Source organism: Haemophilus sp. Marseille-P9675 (assembly GCF_916862695.1).
Classification (GTDB): domain Bacteria; phylum Pseudomonadota; class Gammaproteobacteria; order Enterobacterales; family Pasteurellaceae; genus Haemophilus; species Haemophilus haemolyticus_K.
This window is the reverse complement of record NZ_CAKASP010000001.1, coordinates 583,966-601,295: the sequence shown is the minus strand read 5'-3', so window position 1 is coordinate 601,295 and position 17,330 is coordinate 583,966. Positions and strand designations below refer to the sequence as shown.

17 protein-coding genes and 1 tRNA gene are annotated in these 17,330 nt (G+C 37.2%); 11 read left to right on the top strand and 7 right to left on the bottom strand.

Going from position 1 to position 17,330, the window contains the following annotated elements:
* Positions 1–20: 20 nt before the first annotated feature.
* The gene (locus LIX50_RS02945; RefSeq protein WP_048953266.1) at positions 21–584 is read right to left on the bottom strand and encodes a DUF1439 domain-containing protein; all 564 of its coding nucleotides are present in this window, start codon (positions 582–584) and stop codon (positions 21–23) included.
* Between the two features lie 68 nt (positions 585–652).
* On the opposite strand from LIX50_RS02945, the gene LIX50_RS02940 reads away from it, so the two are divergent.
* The 8 genes from LIX50_RS02940 to LIX50_RS02910 all read left to right on the top strand — a co-directional run bounded on the left by LIX50_RS02940 (position 653) and on the right by LIX50_RS02910 (position 8,372).
* Complete coding sequence (locus tag LIX50_RS02940) at positions 653–1,375, top strand: hypothetical protein (RefSeq protein WP_048953267.1); 723 nt, start codon at positions 653–655, stop codon at positions 1,373–1,375.
* Positions 1,375–1,509, top strand: a complete 135-nt coding sequence (locus LIX50_RS09505) for a hypothetical protein (RefSeq protein WP_048953268.1) — start codon at positions 1,375–1,377, stop codon at positions 1,507–1,509. Before LIX50_RS02940 ends, LIX50_RS09505 begins: the two co-directional genes overlap by 1 nt.
* Before the next feature lie 103 nt (positions 1,510–1,612).
* A tRNA-Met gene (locus tag LIX50_RS02935) sits at positions 1,613–1,689 on the top strand.
* Positions 1,690–1,875: 186 nt separating this feature from the next.
* Positions 1,876–2,331 (top strand): ribosome maturation factor RimP, encoded by a 456-nt coding sequence (rimP, locus tag LIX50_RS02930; RefSeq protein WP_048953178.1) that lies wholly within the window; start codon positions 1,876–1,878, stop codon positions 2,329–2,331.
* A gap of 17 nt (positions 2,332–2,348) precedes the next feature.
* Positions 2,349–3,836 (top strand): transcription termination factor NusA, encoded by a 1,488-nt coding sequence (gene nusA / locus LIX50_RS02925; RefSeq protein ID WP_048953179.1) that lies wholly within the window; start codon positions 2,349–2,351, stop codon positions 3,834–3,836.
* A gap of 11 nt (positions 3,837–3,847) precedes the next feature.
* The gene (gene infB, locus LIX50_RS02920; protein ID WP_048953180.1) at positions 3,848–6,385 is read left to right on the top strand and encodes a translation initiation factor IF-2; all 2,538 of its coding nucleotides are present in this window, start codon (positions 3,848–3,850) and stop codon (positions 6,383–6,385) included.
* Positions 6,386–6,528: 143 nt separating this feature from the next.
* Positions 6,529–7,548, top strand: a complete 1,020-nt coding sequence (gene pyrD, locus LIX50_RS02915; protein WP_226385865.1) for a quinone-dependent dihydroorotate dehydrogenase — start codon at positions 6,529–6,531, stop codon at positions 7,546–7,548.
* A complete protein-coding gene (locus LIX50_RS02910; protein WP_048953182.1) occupies positions 7,548–8,372 on the top strand; it encodes a PHP domain-containing protein in 825 nt (274 codons plus the stop codon). The genes pyrD and LIX50_RS02910 overlap by 1 nt, the downstream gene beginning before the upstream one ends.
* A gap of 35 nt (positions 8,373–8,407) precedes the next feature.
* Here LIX50_RS02910 and LIX50_RS02905 read toward each other — a convergent pair whose 3' ends face one another.
* Positions 8,408–9,301, bottom strand: coding sequence for a LysR family transcriptional regulator (locus LIX50_RS02905; RefSeq protein WP_048953183.1), 894 nt, complete (start codon positions 9,299–9,301; stop codon positions 8,408–8,410).
* Positions 9,302–9,396: 95 nt separating this feature from the next.
* On the opposite strand from LIX50_RS02905, the gene topA reads away from it, so the two are divergent.
* Positions 9,397–12,003 carry a type I DNA topoisomerase gene (gene topA / locus LIX50_RS02900; protein WP_048953184.1) on the top strand — a complete coding sequence of 869 codons (2,607 nt, stop codon included), beginning with the start codon at positions 9,397–9,399 and terminating at the stop codon, positions 12,001–12,003.
* A 95-nt stretch (positions 12,004–12,098) separates the two neighbouring features.
* Here topA and LIX50_RS02895 read toward each other — a convergent pair whose 3' ends face one another.
* Positions 12,099–12,581, bottom strand: a complete 483-nt coding sequence (locus LIX50_RS02895; protein ID WP_048953185.1) for a Dps family protein — start codon at positions 12,579–12,581, stop codon at positions 12,099–12,101.
* A 273-nt stretch (positions 12,582–12,854) separates the two neighbouring features.
* Between LIX50_RS02895 and cdd the strand changes: the two genes are divergently transcribed.
* Positions 12,855–13,733: a cytidine deaminase gene (cdd, locus tag LIX50_RS02890; RefSeq protein ID WP_048953186.1), complete on the top strand. Its 879-nt coding sequence runs from the start codon at positions 12,855–12,857 to the stop codon at positions 13,731–13,733.
* A gap of 93 nt (positions 13,734–13,826) precedes the next feature.
* Here cdd and LIX50_RS02885 read toward each other — a convergent pair whose 3' ends face one another.
* The 3 genes from LIX50_RS02885 to ttcA all read right to left on the bottom strand — a co-directional run bounded on the left by LIX50_RS02885 (position 13,827) and on the right by ttcA (position 15,416).
* On the bottom strand, positions 13,827–14,036 hold the full coding sequence (locus tag LIX50_RS02885; RefSeq protein WP_005631673.1) for a TOBE domain-containing protein: 210 nt from the start codon (positions 14,034–14,036) through the stop codon (positions 13,827–13,829).
* Positions 14,037–14,143: 107 nt separating this feature from the next.
* Positions 14,144–14,473, bottom strand: coding sequence for a TusE/DsrC/DsvC family sulfur relay protein (locus tag LIX50_RS02880; RefSeq protein WP_048953187.1), 330 nt, complete (start codon positions 14,471–14,473; stop codon positions 14,144–14,146).
* Between the two features lies 1 nt (position 14,474).
* Positions 14,475–15,416 carry a tRNA 2-thiocytidine(32) synthetase TtcA gene (gene ttcA / locus LIX50_RS02875; protein WP_005634611.1) on the bottom strand — a complete coding sequence of 314 codons (942 nt, stop codon included), beginning with the start codon at positions 15,414–15,416 and terminating at the stop codon, positions 14,475–14,477.
* A 326-nt stretch (positions 15,417–15,742) separates the two neighbouring features.
* Between ttcA and LIX50_RS02870 the strand changes: the two genes are divergently transcribed.
* Positions 15,743–16,531: a helix-turn-helix transcriptional regulator gene (locus tag LIX50_RS02870; protein WP_226385864.1), complete on the top strand. Its 789-nt coding sequence runs from the start codon at positions 15,743–15,745 to the stop codon at positions 16,529–16,531.
* Here the strand turns inward: LIX50_RS02870 and LIX50_RS02865 are convergent.
* Positions 16,528–17,085 carry a YbhB/YbcL family Raf kinase inhibitor-like protein gene (locus tag LIX50_RS02865; protein WP_046949835.1) on the bottom strand — a complete coding sequence of 186 codons (558 nt, stop codon included), beginning with the start codon at positions 17,083–17,085 and terminating at the stop codon, positions 16,528–16,530. The two genes, LIX50_RS02870 and LIX50_RS02865, sit on opposite strands and share 4 nt — an antisense overlap.
* Positions 17,086–17,330: the final 245 nt, after the last annotated feature.

Below are 17,330 nucleotides of genomic sequence, written 5' to 3'. Positions count from 1 at the left end.
TAAAGAGTGCTACTTATTATTTAAAAAATTCCTGTATCCAATGTAAGTTTACCTTGTTCAATTAAAATCTTTTTTGCAAATTTTTTGATAAAGACATCACGCATATTGTTTTTATCTAATGTATAAACCGGAATATGCTCCAGTAATTTAGCGACATTCTCATTTAAAAAAGGCATGATTGCTTGCATTTGTTGCATATATTGTTGTGGTTCTCCTGACCAATGTAAAATACGCATCTCCTTTAAATAAAGGGCACCTTCTTCGGGGTTATAATAAGGAACTGTATCGAAGGTCAGATTTAATTTTCCTGGCAATTTTTTATTGCCAAATTGAAATAAACCTTCTAAAGTACCGCTCATTTCTACGCGTTTATTATTAGCTTGCCCAATTTTAGTACTCAAATTTCTTACTTGATAATCAAGAAAAAATAATCCTGGTAAGCCAAATTTATCCGCAATAGCTCCTTTTTCTTGTAGATATTGATTGATTTGAGATTCAGTTATTGAAAAAGGTGAGGCCGATATATTAGGGGATACCGCTAAAATAGACGTTAACGTAAGAAATAATAATTTAATTTTTTTCATATTTTAGTTAAAAGCAAAATAAAAATGGTGGACAAATATACCATAAATAGTAATAGAGTGATGTAGTTATGAGTCATGAGTTTAGGCAATATGTTAATCAATTAGTTATAGAGCATCGTGGTGAACGAATTTATCCTTTTCACTATGAAGGCAAAAAATTCTGGTTGAAGCAACCTGAAAAGTTGAAGGGGATTTGGCTGCTATTGAAACCGTATCCGAAGCAATCTTTTAAAAATGAACTACAAACTTTGTTGAATCTTGCTGAAAAAAAAGCACCTGTACCAAAAGTCTCTTATCATAATGAGGATTTTTTTGTATTGGAAGATGTGGGAATCACTTTATCACAATGGTTATGTGATAAGAGTACAAATAATCAGCAAAAATTTTCTATCATTTATGATGCTTGTCTCGCTTTGATTAATTTACATGCTAAAAATCTGGTACATGGCCGTCCTGCTATTCGAGATATTACTTGGGATAAGGGAAAAGTTACTTTTCTTGATTTTGAATCTCGTTCAAGTAATCAAAATCAAGATTGGTTAATCGTTCGAGATATGCTATTTTTCTTTGATAGTTTATGTCGAGAAGAAGATATTTCAGACGATTTTATTCAAAAAGTGGCATTGTATTATCAAGCTCATTGTAGAGTAGAAAATTGGCAGAATATGATCGTATTTTTGAACCGTTTTCGCTGGGTTTATTATCTTTTACTGCCTTTTAAACCTCTTGCAAAGAAAGATCTAATTGCAGTTTATCGCTTATTTGAGATTTTATTAATAAAGGAAAAATGATGAAGAAAACACTTTTTATTATTGTATTATCAAGCATATTAGCGGCTTGTACTGTAGGTGGTGGCGTCAGCGCTGGTGGCGGAAGTAACAGTGTTGGATTAGGACTAGGGATTGGCTCTGGTATTCGATTTTAGTGATGATGGAAAGTGCGGTAAGTTTTGACAAAGTTTTTAAGGAACTTAGTAAAACTTCTTGCATTTTAAATTTTTATCACTATAATAACCCTCATATTTCGGACGCGGGGTGGAGCAGCTTGGTAGCTCGTCGGGCTCATAACCCGAAGGCCGTCGGTTCAAATCCGGCCCCCGCAACCAATAATAAGTTCAGTAAAAGAACCCCAGTTTTGGGGTTTTTTTCTATAAGAAATTTAATAAAAACTGGGCTTAGGTTCCTGTGAACCTAACCCTTTTTTTATGCCTAAAATTTTTTGTAGAAGTTTTTAGATTAATCAAAAGAAGTTATTTTGACTAAAAACCGACACTACAGTATAGGAGTAGAAATTGGCTACATTAGAACAAAATTTACAAGAAATGCTACAAGGCGCAGTAGAGGATTTAGGCTGTGAACTTTGGGGCATTGAATGTCAACGTACAGGCCGTTTTATGACTGTGCGTTTATTTATTGATAAAGAAGGTGGCGTAACTGTCGATGATTGTGCTGATGTAAGTCGTCAAGTGAGCGCAATTTTAGACGTGGAAGATCCAATTGCAGATAAATACAATCTAGAGGTGTCGTCACCAGGTTTAGATCGTCCGTTATTTACCTTGCCACAATTTGAACGCTATATTGGGCAAGATATCGCGGTGCATTTGCGAATTCCAGTGATGGAACGCCGTAAATGGCAAGGTAAGTTAGAGCGTATTGAAAACGATATGGTTACTTTAATCGTTGATGGACAGGAACAAGTTTTAGTCTTTGGTAACATTCAAAAAGCGAATGTTGTTGCAAAATTTTAAAAGGAGTAAAAGAAAAAATGAGTAAAGAGATTTTACTAGCGGCAGAAGCCGTATCCAATGAAAAGTTATTACCTCGTGAGAAAATTTTTGAAGCGTTAGAAAGTGCTATTGCGCTCTCAACCAAGAAAAAATATGAATACGAAATTGATATCCGAGTGTCAATCAATCCAAAAACAGGTGATTTTGATACTTTCCGCCGTTGGTTAATTGTTGATGAAGTCAAAGTACCAACTAAAGAAATCACTTTAGAAGCGGCACAATTTGAAGATCCAAATCTTCAAATTGGCGATTATGTAGAAGATCAAATCGAATCTATCGCATTTGATCGTATTGCAATGCAAACAGCACGTCAGGTCATTAGCACTAAAATTCGTGAAGCAGAGCGTGAGAAAGTGGTTGAACAATTCCGTTCAGAAGAAGGTAAAATTGTAACTGGTACGGTGAAAAAAGTTACTCGTGATAATATTATCCTAGATTTAGGAAATAAAGCAGAAGCCATTATTGCCCGTGAAGATATGCTTCCTCGTGAAAATTTCCGTCCGGGTGACCGCGTACGTGGTGTGCTTTATAAAGTGAACCCTGAAGGCAAAAATGCACAATTATTTGTGACGCGTTCTAAACCAGAAATGTTGATTGAATTATTCCGTATTGAAGTGCCTGAAATTGGCGAGGAAATGATTGAAATTCGCGGTGCGGCTCGCGATCCTGGCTCTCGCGCTAAAATTGCTGTGAAATCAAACGATAAACGTATTGACCCAGTTGGCGCTTGTGTAGGTATGCGTGGTGCGCGAGTTCAAGCCATTACCAATGAACTTGGTGGTGAGCGCGTTGATATCGTGCTTTGGGATGATAATCCGGCACAATTCGTGATCAATGCAATGGCACCAGCTGATGTGTCTTCTATTATCGTTGATGAAGATAATCATTCTATGGATATTGCAGTTGAAGCAGCTAACCTGGCACAAGCAATTGGTCGTAATGGTCAAAACGTGCGTTTAGCAACACAATTAACGGGTTGGACACTAAACGTAATGACTACTGATGAATTAAATGCAAAACATCAAGCAGAAGATAACAAAGTGTTAAACTTATTTATTAACGCATTAGAACTTGATGAAGAATTTGCACAAATCCTTGTAGAAGAAGGCTTCACAAGTTTAGAAGAAATTGCTTATGTGCCAATGAATGAATTGACTGCAATCGATGGTTTAGAAGATGAAGATCTTGTAGAAGAACTTCAAACTCGCGCTAAAAATGCGATTACAGCCGCAGCGGTTGCTGAAGAAGAAGCATTGAAAAAAGCAAATATTGAAGATCGCTTATTGAATTTAGATGGTATGAATCGCCATGTAGCATTCAAATTAGCTGAAAAACAAATTACTACTCTCGAAGAACTCGCCGAACAGGGTGTAGATGATTTAGCAGATATTGAAGAATTAACAGCAGAACAGGCAGCAGATTTAATTATGGCTGCACGTAATATCTGTTGGTTTGGCGAAGAATAAGGAGAGTAGTAATGACTGAAGATGTTAAGGCTGATGCGCCAAAAAAATTAAGTATTCAACGCAGAACAAAAACAACAGTGAGCAGCACCACAACCGGTGGTAAAAGCAAAGAAGTGCAAGTAGAAGTACGTAAAAAACGCACAGTAAAAACTGATATTGCTCAACAAGAAGAAGCAAAATTAAAAGCACAGCAAGAAGCGGAAGCGAAAAAAATTGCTGAACAAAAAGCGGCAGAAGAAAAAGCTCGTTTAGAAGCTGAAAAAGCGGCAGCTAAGAAAGAAGCTGATGAAAAAGCTGAAAAAGCTGAAAAAGCGAAAGCAGAAACAGCTAAGCCTGCAAAAAGTTCGGTAGATTCTAAAGCTAAATCTGCTGATCCTGAAAAAGAGAAACGTAAAGCAGAAGAAGCAGAACTTCGTCGTAAAGCTGAAGAATTAGCTCGTCAAAAAGCTGAAGAACAAGCTCGCCGTGCAGCAGAAGAAGCGAAACGTTATGCTGAAGCAGATGATTCAGACAATGAATCTTCTTCAGAGGACTATTCTGATTACAACTTAAGTTCAAGATATGCACTTGAAGCAGAAGATGAAGAAGATCGTCGTAACGAAAATCGTGGCCGTGGCAAAAATAAGGTAGCGAAAGCGAAAAAAGGCGGTCGCGACGATGAAAATAGCAAAAACTCGAAAAACGAGCGCGAATCTAATCGTAAAAATCAAAAAGACGCTAAGTTTGGTAAAGGTAAAAACGGCAAAAAAGGTGCCGCACTTCAACAAGCCTTTACTAAACCAGTTCAAGCTGTAAAAGCGGATGTTGTCATTGGTGAAACCATCACCGTTGCTGAATTAGCGAATAAGATGGCTGTAAAAGCGACTGAAATCATCAAAACGATGATGAAGATGGGCGAAATGGTTACTATCAACCAAGTTATCGACCAAGAAACCGCTCAATTAGTAGCGGAAGAACTTGGTCATAAAGTGATTCTTCGCAACGAAAATGAGCTTGAAGAAGCTGTATTAGGCGATCGCGATGTAAACGCAGAAAAAGTAACGCGTGCGCCAGTTGTAACCATCATGGGTCACGTTGACCATGGTAAAACCTCTTTACTTGACTATATTCGTAAAGCGAAAGTGGCAGCAGGCGAAGCGGGTGGTATTACTCAACATATCGGTGCGTATCACGTAGAAATGGATGATGGCAAAATGATCACCTTCTTGGATACCCCGGGACACGCTGCGTTTACTTCTATGCGTGCACGTGGTGCAAAAGCAACGGATATCGTTGTTCTTGTTGTTGCTGCGGATGATGGTGTAATGCCTCAAACTATTGAAGCGATTCAACACGCTAAAGCAGCGGGCGCGCCTTTAGTGGTTGCAGTAAATAAAATAGATAAACCAGAAGCAAACCCAGACCGTGTTGAGCAAGAATTATTACAACATGATGTCATTTCTGAAAAATTCGGTGGTGATGTGCAATTCGTTCCAGTATCTGCGAAGAAAGGTACAGGGGTTGATGATTTATTAGATGCAATCTTACTTCAATCTGAAGTACTTGAATTGACCGCTGTAAAAGACGGCATGGCAAGTGGTGTAGTAATTGAATCTTACTTGGATAAAGGTCGTGGCCCTGTGGCAACTATCTTGGTTCAATCAGGTACACTACGTAAAGGTGACATCGTACTTTGTGGTTTTGAATATGGCCGTGTGCGCGCAATGCGTGATGAAAACGGGAAAGAAGTGGATGAAGCAGGTCCTTCCATTCCAGTTGAATTATTAGGTCTTTCAGGCGTGCCTGCAGCAGGTGATGAAGCAACTGTTGTACGTGATGAGAAAAAAGCACGTGAAGTGGCGTTATATCGTCAAGGTAAATTCCGTGAAGTGAAATTAGCTCGTCAGCAAAAAGCGAAACTTGAAAATATGTTTAGCAATATGTCTGAAGGCGATGTGGCTGAATTGAACGTCATTGTGAAAGCAGACGTACAAGGCTCTGTGGAAGCGATTGTTCAAGCGTTAAATGAACTTTCTACCAATGAAGTAAAAGTTAAAGTGGTTGGTTCTGGTGTAGGTGGTATTACTGAAACTGATGCAACTTTAGCAGCAGCATCTAATGCTATCATTGTTGGCTTTAACGTTCGTGCTGATGCATCTGCGCGTCGTGTCATTGAAGCGGAAAACATTGATTTACGCTACTACTCAATCATTTATGAATTGTTGAATGAAATTAAAGCTGCAATGAGCGGTATGTTAGAGCCTGAATTTAAACAAGAAATTATTGGCTTAGCTGAAGTTCGTGATGTATTCCGTCATCCGAAATTTGGTGCAATCGCAGGTTGTATGGTAACCGAAGGTGTAGTGAAACGTAACAACCCAATCCGTGTATTACGTGATAATGTCGTTATCTTTGAAGGGGAATTAGAATCTCTTCGCCGTTTCAAAGACGACGTATCTGAAGTTCGTAACGGTATGGAATGTGGTATCGGCGTGAAAAACTACAACGATGTAAAAGTCGGCGATCAAATCGAAGTGTTTGAAGTGGTTGAAGTTAAACGTTCAATCTAATACTAGATAATTTATGTAGGGCATAGTGATATGCCCTTTTTATTTGCAGTTTATTATCCTTAACCTTAAAATATACTTGATTAAGCTTTATTAAAAATTCTCCTTTCTTTATTACAGTAAACTATCCTGAGAGATAAACGCGTATGTATAAATTATTTCGATATGCCATTTTCCAAATGGATGCTGAAAAATCCCATGATTTTACTCTTCAGTGTTTAAAAATGACTGCTCATCCATTATTTTATCCACTTTTTAAATCACTCATTGATACGCCGAAAGGTTTATCTAAAACAGTAATGGGAATAAATTTTTCTAATCTTATTGGTTTAGCGGCAGGAGCGGATAAAAATGGTGAGGCAATTGATGGTTTCGGCATGCTGGGGCTGGGGTTTATTGAAGTTGGTACGGTAACACCATTTGCTCAGGATGGTAACGCAAAGCCTCGTCAATTTCGTTTAATAGAAGCTGAGGGTATCATTAACCATAATGGGTTTAATAATAAAGGTATTGATTATCTGATTGAAAATGTAAAAAACACCCATTATAAGGGAGTGATAGGCATTAATATTGGCAAAAATAAATGGACCCCATTGGAAAGAGGCAAGGACGATTATATTTTCTGTTTAAATAAGGCTTATAATTATGCAGGTTATATTACAGTGAATATTTCATCACCTAATACGCCAGATTTGCGTCAATTACAATATGGTGATTATTTTGATGATTTATTAAAAGAGATTAAATCCCGCCAATCAGTCTTAGCTAAACAATATAATAAGTATGTACCTATTGTAGTGAAAATTGCACCAGATTTGAATAATGCCGAACTTGTCCAAATTGCAGATGGGTTAATCCGTCATAAAGTCGATGGGGTGATTGCCACAAATACGACCATTTCCCGTGACAATGTCACTGGATTAAAATATTCAGAACAAAAAGGTGGATTAAGCGGAAAACCCTTACAACATAAAAGTACAGCCATTATCAAACGATTACATGAAGAATTACAAGGGCGTATCCCAATTATTGGTTGTGGTGGTATTGATAGCGTATCAGATGCACAAGCTAAAATGAATGTTGGGGCAATATTACTGCAGATTTATTCGGGGCTAATTTATCATGGTCCTAAACTGGTTGCGGAATTAATAAGAAATATAAAATAATGACAAAAATATTTGATTTACATTGCCATAGTACGGCATCTGATGGTGTACTTTCACCTCGTGAAGTAGTTATACGTGCTCATGAACAGGGCGTAAATGTACTAGCATTATGCGATCATGATACAGTTGATGGCATTGATGAGGCACAATTAGCGGCAAAAGAAATAGGGATCAAGCTAATTACAGGTGTTGAGATTTCAACCAACTGGGAGGGGCGCGGAATTCATATCGTTGGGTTAAATTTTAATAAAATGCATCCAAAAATTACCGCACTTTTGGAAAGTCAAAAAATACTACGTGCTAAAAGGGCAATTGAAATTGGTAAAAAATTAGAAAAGGTAGGTATACCGAATGCTTATAACGGTGCAAAATTATTCGCCAATGGAGAGGTTACACGCGCACATTATGCACGCTATTTAGTGCATATTGGTAAAGTATCAAATGATGGACAAGCCTTTAAGCGTTATTTAGGACAGGGACAATCTGCTTTTGTTAAATCACAATGGACTGATATTCCCACTGCAATTGAAGCTATTCATGCGGCAGGCGGAATCGCCGTTATTGCCCATCCATTACGCTATAATATGACAGGGAAATGGGTACGTAAGTTAATGGCCGATTTTAAAACCTGGGGTGGTGATGGTATGGAGATGGTAGATTGCGGTACAACAAAGGATCAACGTCAAATGCTTACACGATTAGCTGGTGAATTTAAATTCGTTGGTTCAGTAGGGTCTGATTTTCATTTTCCTTGCGGATGGATTGAATTAGGAAAAAATTTAACCTTAATGGATGAAGTTACCCCAGTTTGGACGTTATTTTAGTACGTAGGACAAGTAATATTTGCCTATATATTTAATTAGATCTCATTACACAAACCTAATCCAGATAAAAATTCAATAAATGCCCGCACTTTTATTGGTAAATGTCTTCTGTTTGGATATACCACATGAATTTCTAATTTTTGTTGTTTATATTCTGGCAATACTTCGATGAGTTCCCCTTTTTCGAGAGATTCACTAACAATAAATCTAGGTAAATTCACAATGCCTAGTCCTGCTTTTGCCATTTCTAATAAGGCTAAACCGCTATTGCTTACCACTTTGGATTGGATTTTGAAACGTTGTGTTTGATTTATGCGTGAGCCAACCCAATTCACTTGATTCATTACATTTTTATAAAGTAAGCCATTGTGATGCTCTAAATCATCAGGCGTTTGTGGAATACTATTCGCCTCAAGATAGCTTTGTGAGGCTGCAAAATGGAGTGTAGTAGTGCTAATTTTGCGTGATACAAGAGAACTGTCCGCCATATAGCCGATACGTAATGCAAGATCATAGCCTTCTGCCACAAGGTCAATTTTTTTATCATTAAACTCAATTTCAACATGTAGATTAGGATGCTTGGCAATAAATAATGGTAAATTCGGTACGATGAAAAGTAAACCAAAATCACGAGGAACAGAAATAAGTAAATTTCCTTGTAATGAGCTGGTGAGATGAGTGATGCTAGAATCAGCCTCATCTAAATCAAGTAAAATTCCTTGGCAGCGTTGGTAATACATCATTCCTGCTTCAGTAGGCATAATTTTTCTGGTGGTACGTTGTAACAATCGTATTTTTAAATTTTCTTCTAGCTGTGAAACTAATTTGCTTGCCATCGCCACAGAAATATTTTGTTGCTTTGCCGCCAATGTAAAACTTTGGGTTTCAATGACTTTGCAGAAAATAGAAATCGCGTTGAGTTTATCCATTTATAGACCTTTTTTGAAAAAATGCTTGATTTTGCCTACATAACTTTGCACTATACCCCCAATTTTACAAAATTCTAGTGATATTAGGTAATCAAATGAGTAAATCCTTGGTGATAGTGGAGTCGCCGGCAAAAGCAAAGACCATCAATAAATATTTAGGTAGCCAATATGTGGTGAAATCTAGTGTTGGACATATTCGTGATTTGCCGACGGTTGGTTCTAGTACAGGTGAAAAAGCTAAACCAATTTCAACCAAAGGTATGGATGCCGAAGAAAAAGCAAAGATTAAGGCAGAGAAGGAACGTAACGCCTTAGTTAAACGTATGGGGATTGATCCTTATCACGATTGGAAAGCAAATTATCAGATTTTGCCTGGTAAAGAAAAAGTGGTTTCCGAATTAAAATCGCTTGCTAAAAAAGCAGATCATATTTATCTCGCAACCGACTTGGATAGAGAAGGGGAAGCGATTGCATGGCATTTACGTGAAGTGATTGGTGGTGATGATGAGCGCTTTAGCCGAGTAGTATTTAACGAAATCACTAAAAATGCCATTAAACAGGCTTTTGAAAAGCCAGAACAATTAAATATGGACCGCGTTAATGCGCAACAAACTCGTCGTTTTTTAGATAGAGTAGTGGGCTTTATGGTATCTCCGTTACTTTGGAAAAAAGTCGCGCGCGGGCTTTCTGCAGGTCGAGTTCAATCGGTTGCGGTTAAATTATTAGTAGAACGTGAGCGTGAAATTAAATCCTTCCAGCCTGAAGAATATTGGGAAGTTGCCGTCCTTACGAATAATCAGAATAAACAAACTATACGCTTGGATGTCACGGATTATAAAGGCAAGAAATTTGATCCAAAGAATCAAAAAGAGGCGCAAAGTGCGGTAAATTTTCTGAATGTTTCAGATTACGTTGTCACAGATTTAGAAACTAAGCCAACAAGTTCTCGCCCTCGAGCACCATTTATTACATCAACGCTTCAACAAACTGCAAGTACTCGCTTGGGATTTGGTGTTAAAAAAACAATGATGCTAGCCCAACGTTTATATGAAGCGGGTTACATTACTTATATGCGTACGGACTCAACTAATTTGAGTCAAGATGCGCTGAATATGGCGCGTAGCTATATTGAAAATCATTTTGGTGCACAATATTTACCAGAAAAACCAAATTTCTATTCTAGTAAAGAAAATGCGCAAGAGGCGCATGAGGCTATTCGTCCATCAGACATTCGCGTATTGCCTGAATCTTTAGAGGGGATGGAAAAAGATGCAGTACGCCTTTATGATTTAATTTGGCGTCAATTCTTAGCATGTCAAATGCCACCCGCACAATATGATAGTAGCACGCTGACCGTTACCGCTGGCGATTATACTTTGAAAGCAAAAGGCAGAATTTTACGTTTTGATGGTTGGACAAAAGTATTGCCACAGATAGGCAAAAATCCTGAAGATCAAGAATTGCCTTCAGTTGCTGTTTCAGAAAAACTTGCCTTAAAAGAAGTGCAACCAACCCAACATTTTACTAAACCACCTGCTCGTTTTACTGAAGCGGCTTTAGTAAAAGAATTGGAAAAACGTGGTATTGGCCGTCCTTCTACTTACGCGGCAATTATTTCTACTATCCAAGAACGTGGCTATGTTCGTACTGAAAATCGTCGTTTCTATGCGGAAAAGATGGGCGAAATTGTGACTGATCGCCTCAATGAGTCTTTTGGTGAATTAATGAATTACGATTTCACCGCGAATATGGAAGATACTTTAGATAAAATCGCCTCTGGTTCGGTGAATTGGAAAACTGAATTGAATCAATTCTTCAAGGATTTTTCTAGCCAGCTTTCTAAAGCTGAATTGGATGAACTTGAAGGCGGTATGCGCCCAAATAGCCTTGTGGAAACAGATATTAAATGCCCAACCTGTGGCAGAAAAATGGCAATTCGTACGGCAAGTACAGGGGTATTTTTAGGATGTACAGGTTATGCATTACCGCCAAAAGAGCGGTGCAAAACGACGATTAATTTAATTCCTGAAGCGGAATTACTGAACGTTTTAGATGAATCTTCGGAAACCAAAGCATTAATGGATCGTAAACGTTGTACAAAATGTGGAACGGCAATGGACAGCTATATAATCGATGCCCATCGTAAAATCCATGTTTGTGGTAATAATCCAAATTGTGATGGATATTTGATTGAAGAAGGCTCATTCAAAATTAAAGGTTATGATGGCCCTGTTGTTGAGTGTGATAAATGCGGTGCGGATATGCATTTAAAACTTGGTCGTTTTGGCAAGTATATGGGATGTACAAATTGTGATAACACGCGCAAAATTTTGAAAAATGGCGAAGTCGCCCCACCGAAAGAAGAGCCTGTACATTTCCCTGAGTTAAAATGCGAAAAATCTGATGCATATTTTGTATTGCGTGACGGTGCGAGTGGTGTATTTATGTCAGCACATAACTTCCCGAAATCCCGCGAAACACGCCCGGTTAAAATCGCTGAACTTGTGCAATATCGTGAGCGTCTACCTGAAAAATTAGCTTATTTAGCCGATGCACCACAAAAAGATCCTGAAGGGAATGAAGCGATTGTTCGTTTTAGTCGTAAAGAGAAGAAACAATATGTGACTTCTGAAAAAGATGGAAAAGCGACGAAATGGATTGTTGATTTCACCAATGGAAAATGGGTTGAACGAAAAAAATAAGAAGAAAAGTGCGGTAAATCACTGCACTTTTTAGTATATAAAGAAGAAAAAATAAAAGCCCGCAATGGCGGGCTTATTCGATAGAACTTTATAAATTAAGCATGACAGGTTTGACAAGCTGCTTGGAACATCCACACTAATTTTTCTTGTTCTTTAATGTAATCACTCATTTGTGAAGCGGTACCTTCATCATCTGCTTCACCTGCTAGGATAAGAATTTCACGTTGTTGTTCTAGTAGTGTTTTTAGGCCTTGTAATGTACCTGATAAACATTCTTGTGCATTGCTTACAGCGATATCTTCTTTAATGCGTGAAACTTCTAAATATTGGCTATAAGCATTATTCGGCACATAGCCTAATGTAAGAATACGTTCTGCAACTTCATCAACTTTGGTGATTAAATCGGTATAAATTTCTTCAAATTTTGCATGTAATTCGAAGAAATTTACACCTTTAATATTCCAGTGGTAGCCACGTACATTTGTGTAGAAAACTTGATAGGTGGCAAGTAATTCATTTAGTTTATTTGCTAATTCAGCTGATTGAACTTTATCTAAGCCTATTGATGTTTTTGACATAGTATTTTCCTTCTATCAATGTTAATAATTTGAGCTAATGCTCTCCCTTTGTTGAGAGTCATTATACGTCCTTAAAATATACTGTGAAATTGTTCTATTCAATAAAATTGATAGTTATTAGCTATATGTTAATAAAATGTAATAATTTAAATCTATCAAATTAAGTGATCCAGATCACAGTTTTAAGGAATATTTAGTGAGACACTCGCAGTAAGTAATAAATTTTGTTCTAATAAGTAACATGTATTTTCGATGTTTTAAAAAGGATAATTTATGCAAGAACTTATTAAAAATGCATTACCACAAGAAAATATAATGAATCAAGCGATTGTAGAAGCACTTCGTTTACAACATTGGGCAGGCTTTTTAAGCCACTCACAAGTGTTACAACTTTGTCGTGATTTTGAATTAACACCATTAAAACTTGCGATACATTTATTACCAATTGCGGCCTGTTATAGCCATACAGCAGTTTCTCATTTTAATGTTGGTGCAATAGCGATTGGTGAACAAGGAGACTTTTATTTTGGTGCCAATCAAGAATTTGCAGGAAAAGCGATTCAACAAACTATTCATGCGGAGCAAAGTGCGATTAGTCATGCCTGGTTACGTAATGAAAGCCGAATTACGGATATAGTGGTGAATTATACGCCTTGTGGTCATTGCCGCCAATTTATGAATGAATTAGATGGCGCTGATAAACTATCAATTCACTTACCACATAGCCAAAATAATTTATTGCATACTTATTTACCTGATGCATTTGGTCCTAAAGATTTAGATATCGAAACACATCTTTTAGCGAAAGAAGAGCATCATTTAGCAGCAGACTCCCAAGATCCGCTTATAAATCATGCAATTTTAGCCGCTAACCAATCCCATTGTCCTTATTCGCATAGTCCACACGGTATTGCGATTTTATTTAAAGATGGAGATGTCGTAACTGGACGCTATGCGGAAAATGCTGCATTTAACCCAAGTTTACCCGCTTTGCAAACTGCGCTTAATTTTGCTTATTTAAATGATAAAAAATTAAGTGAAATTGAAAGGATTGTGATGGTTGAAAAAATACTTACACTAAGCCATCGAGCAATGGCCGAATCTTTATTATTGGGGCTATCTACAATTAAATTAGAATATATCGCATTATAGAAATTTAAAGAACTATCTTGTCATTATTATAAATATATGAAAAAGCCGCACTTTAAAAGTACGGCTTATTAAGTTCTATCTTTATGGGAGAAATTATTCTACGCCAACCATTACAGAAGTTGCTTTGATGATTGCATATGCTTCTTTACCAACTTCTAAGTTTAATTCTTTAACTGCTGCTAAAGATACAGTAGAAGAAAGCACGTTACCGCCACCGATATCGATGTGAACGATTGCGTTTACTGAACCGTTTTCGATTGAAACAACTTTGCCTTTTAATTGGTTTCTTGCACTAATTTTCATAACATTTCCTTGTTAGTTAGGGTTTAAAAGAGCCTATATATTATCTTACAAAAAGACAGTCGTAAATAAACCTAGAGTTTAAAATTCTCAAAAAATTGACCGCACTTTTATAGGCATTTGGCAGGTTTTGGCAAGCCTGCTAGTTTTGTAGCTTGTTTTGCGGGGCCTTCAGGAAATAAGCGTTGCAGATAACGGCTATTACCTTTATCTGCCCCAAGCTTTTCCGCCATTGCTTTTACCAACATACGGATGGCAGGGGATGTGTTATATTCCTGGTAAAAGTCTCGCACGAAGTAAATTACTTCCCAATGTGCATCAGTTAATTCAATACTTTCTACCTGGGCAATAGCTCGAGCGACATCTTCGTTCCATTGTTGGCTATTAAGCAAATAACCATCTTTGTCAGTTTCAATTTCCATTCCATTGATATTCAACATATTAATTTACTTCTTTAAAGTTAATCATTTCGTTGTTTGAAAAATCAGTTTGATCTTCGTCCTCAAATTGCATTGGCGTGATTCGTTCTTCATCAAATGCGGTATCGCCTTCAATGCCATCAATTAGTTGTCCATGTTTGATTCCCTTGAAATCAAATAATTTCGGATCACACATATGTGACAATGTAATGTTTTGCATTGCGCTGAACATAGTTTCTAAGCGTCCCGGATATTGGCGATCCCAAGTATTGAGCATTTCTTTTACGACTTGGCGTTGAAGATTTGGTTGTGAGCCGCATAGGTTACAAGGAATAATCGGAAATTCTTTCGCGATGGCATATTTTTCAATGTCTTTTTCTTTGCAGTAAGCAAGCGGACGAATCACAATTTGTTTACCATCGTCAGAAATCAATTTAGGTGGCATGGATTTCATTTTGCCGCCATAAAACATATTTAAAAATAGTGTCGCTAACATATCGTCTCGGTGGTGTCCTAAAGCGATTTTGGTTGCACCAAGTTCTGTGGCAGTACGGTATAAAATTCCACGGCGTAGGCGAGAGCAGAGTGAACAGGTGGTTTTTCCCTCAGGAATTTTTTCTTTCACAATTCCGTAAGTATTTTCTTGTACAATTTTGTAATCTACGCCAATGCTTTCTAAATATTCAGGCAATACGTGTTCTGGAAAACCCGGTTGTTTTTGATCGAGGTTCACCGCCACAATATCAAATTTAATTGGTGCACTTTGCTGTAAATTCAACAAAATATCGAGAAGCGTATAACTGTCTTTTCCTCCGGATAAACACACCATGACTTTATCCCCATCTTCAATCATCCCAAAATCCGCAATGGCGTTGCCTACATTACGGCGAAGACGTTTTTGTAATTTATTGAAATTATAGGTTTGTTTTTTTTCTTGTTGGGCTAACTGGGTTAATTCGCTCATTCTGTTATCTTTAGTTATTCATGAAAGGCGCACATTATACGTGAAAAATCAGAGCAAGATCGCATTTTCCTAAAATTTAGGAGTAATATGTTCTTAAACTGTAGAAGATTAGCTCTGAGCTGACAATAATGACATTCTATAAACAAGTTAGATTCTCTGTAATCTTCTACATCTATTTGATTACATAGCTGAACGATAATTTTATCTGTATAGGTAGCAGATTATTCTAAATGCTCCTTCATTTAGAAATTGGGAGAGTGTTTAGCATAACCTAGAATACCCATAAAAAATTACTTAAAATGACCGCACTTTTACAAGGAATTTTTATGCCCATTCGTCCTAATTTTGCTGAAAAAAGTACCATTATACAAAGACATAAATTGAAACTAGATAAATCTTATTTTACGCAACCTACCGTTATTTGGGTTATGCGCGGTCGGAAAATTTTACGTTGGATAAATGGAGAGAAAATTATCCAAGCTGGTGAAATGGTAATGTTGGCAGGAAATCAACACTTTGATGTGATTAATGAACCTGATGAACTAGGTATATATCAAGCGGATTGGTTATCTATTGATAATGCAGTGGTTGAGAGATTTTTTGGACTGCTTTCAGAGCCAAAACCCTTTGAAAGCCTGTTTCACTTGCCTGCACATCCCTTTATGCAGCAAGCTTTTTCGATTGTTTCAAAAGCACTTTCCAGTGATGAAATTCCTGATCGTATTGTAGAAATTCGCTTGTGGGAATTGCTAGCTTGGTTGTCTGAACAGGGTGGTGTATTTAATCCATTTTCTACACCTTCTTTAAAGTGTCAAATTAGTAAGAAAATTTCAGAAAATTTTGAGTATCACTGGAAAATTGGTGACATTGCAAAATCGTTAAATACCAGTGAAGCTACATTGCGCCGTCATCTCGCCGCAGAAAAAGCATCGTTTCGGGAAGTATTAACCACAGTTCGAATGATGCGAGCGTTGAATTTGTTACAACTCACTCAACGCCCAATTTCACAAATCGCCTATGAAGTTGGCTATGAAAGTCATTCACGTTTTTCTGTGAAGTTTAAACAATATTTTGGCTGTTCTCCGTTAGAGGTTCGGCAATCTAGTGCTGTTTAACGACTATGTTCTACAATAATAGAAGCTTCGGCAAGGGCATTAGCTTTAGTAAAATAGCCGACTACAGCAGGCATTGTATCTGCAGTCACATTTGGCAGGGTTTCTACACTTACCGCTGTAACTTTAATTTCGTAGCGATGTTTTTGTCCTTCGGGTGGACAAGCTCCGCCAAAGCCTGGCACGCCAAAATCAGTGCGGGTTTGTAGCGCACCTTGTGGTAAATTAGTACCATCAGCTTTAATGCCTTCAGGAAGAGCGGTCGTTTTTGCAGGAATATTTACAACTATCCAATGCATCCAGCCAATGCCTGTTGGTGCATCTTTATCATAGATCGTCACCACAAAACTTTTCGTCCCTTTCGGGGCATTTGCCCAAGAAATCGCTGGTGACAGATTTCCTCCATTGCAACCAAAACCATAATCGGCACTTAACAAGTTTTTAGCGTGAAATCCGTGTTTAGGTAAATCTGGCACATTAATGCTAAAAACTGATGAGTTGGCACAAGATGTACCAGCAATAAGCGAACAAAATACTGTTGAGATCATTTTTTTCATGATTTTTCCTTTTTTGATGTACATGAGGTATCAGTATAGGAAATCTTATTAACTAAAATTGTGCAAAAACGCTCAAATGTTTTTTATTTCTAGTATTTTTTGAAAATTTCTGAAAAATTAAATTATTTCTTTTATTTTACCGACTACCACTTTTCACAGCAGAAATCTCCTGAAATTAATTATCTAAAGTATTATATTTTTAGAAACCTATAAATATCTTTATTTTTTAATAAAATAGGTAATAT

Coding starts and splice junctions, on each gene's coding strand:
- LIX50_RS02895 (WP_048953185.1), bottom strand. CDS start 12,581: ATGTCAAAAACATCAATAGGCTTAGATAAAGTTCAATCAGCTGAATTA.
- LIX50_RS02865 (WP_046949835.1), bottom strand. CDS start 17,085: ATGAAAAAAATGATCTCAACAGTATTTTGTTCGCTTATTGCTGGTACA.
- LIX50_RS02905 (WP_048953183.1), bottom strand. CDS start 9,301: ATGGATAAACTCAACGCGATTTCTATTTTCTGCAAAGTCATTGAAACC.
- LIX50_RS02880 (WP_048953187.1), bottom strand. CDS start 14,473: ATGTTGAATATCAATGGAATGGAAATTGAAACTGACAAAGATGGTTAT.
- infB (WP_048953180.1), top strand. CDS start 3,848: ATGACTGAAGATGTTAAGGCTGATGCGCCAAAAAAATTAAGTATTCAA.
- cdd (WP_048953186.1), top strand. CDS start 12,855: ATGCAAGAACTTATTAAAAATGCATTACCACAAGAAAATATAATGAAT.
- nusA (WP_048953179.1), top strand. CDS start 2,349: ATGAGTAAAGAGATTTTACTAGCGGCAGAAGCCGTATCCAATGAAAAG.
- LIX50_RS02910 (WP_048953182.1), top strand. CDS start 7,548: ATGACAAAAATATTTGATTTACATTGCCATAGTACGGCATCTGATGGT.
- LIX50_RS02945 (WP_048953266.1), bottom strand. CDS start 584: ATGAAAAAAATTAAATTATTATTTCTTACGTTAACGTCTATTTTAGCG.
- ttcA (WP_005634611.1), bottom strand. CDS start 15,416: ATGAGCGAATTAACCCAGTTAGCCCAACAAGAAAAAAAACAAACCTAT.
- LIX50_RS02940 (WP_048953267.1), top strand. CDS start 653: ATGAGTCATGAGTTTAGGCAATATGTTAATCAATTAGTTATAGAGCAT.
- LIX50_RS09505 (WP_048953268.1), top strand. CDS start 1,375: ATGAAGAAAACACTTTTTATTATTGTATTATCAAGCATATTAGCGGCT.
- LIX50_RS02885 (WP_005631673.1), bottom strand. CDS start 14,036: ATGAAAATTAGTGCAAGAAACCAATTAAAAGGCAAAGTTGTTTCAATC.
- topA (WP_048953184.1), top strand. CDS start 9,397: ATGAGTAAATCCTTGGTGATAGTGGAGTCGCCGGCAAAAGCAAAGACC.
- pyrD (WP_226385865.1), top strand. CDS start 6,529: ATGTATAAATTATTTCGATATGCCATTTTCCAAATGGATGCTGAAAAA.
- LIX50_RS02870 (WP_226385864.1), top strand. CDS start 15,743: ATGCCCATTCGTCCTAATTTTGCTGAAAAAAGTACCATTATACAAAGA.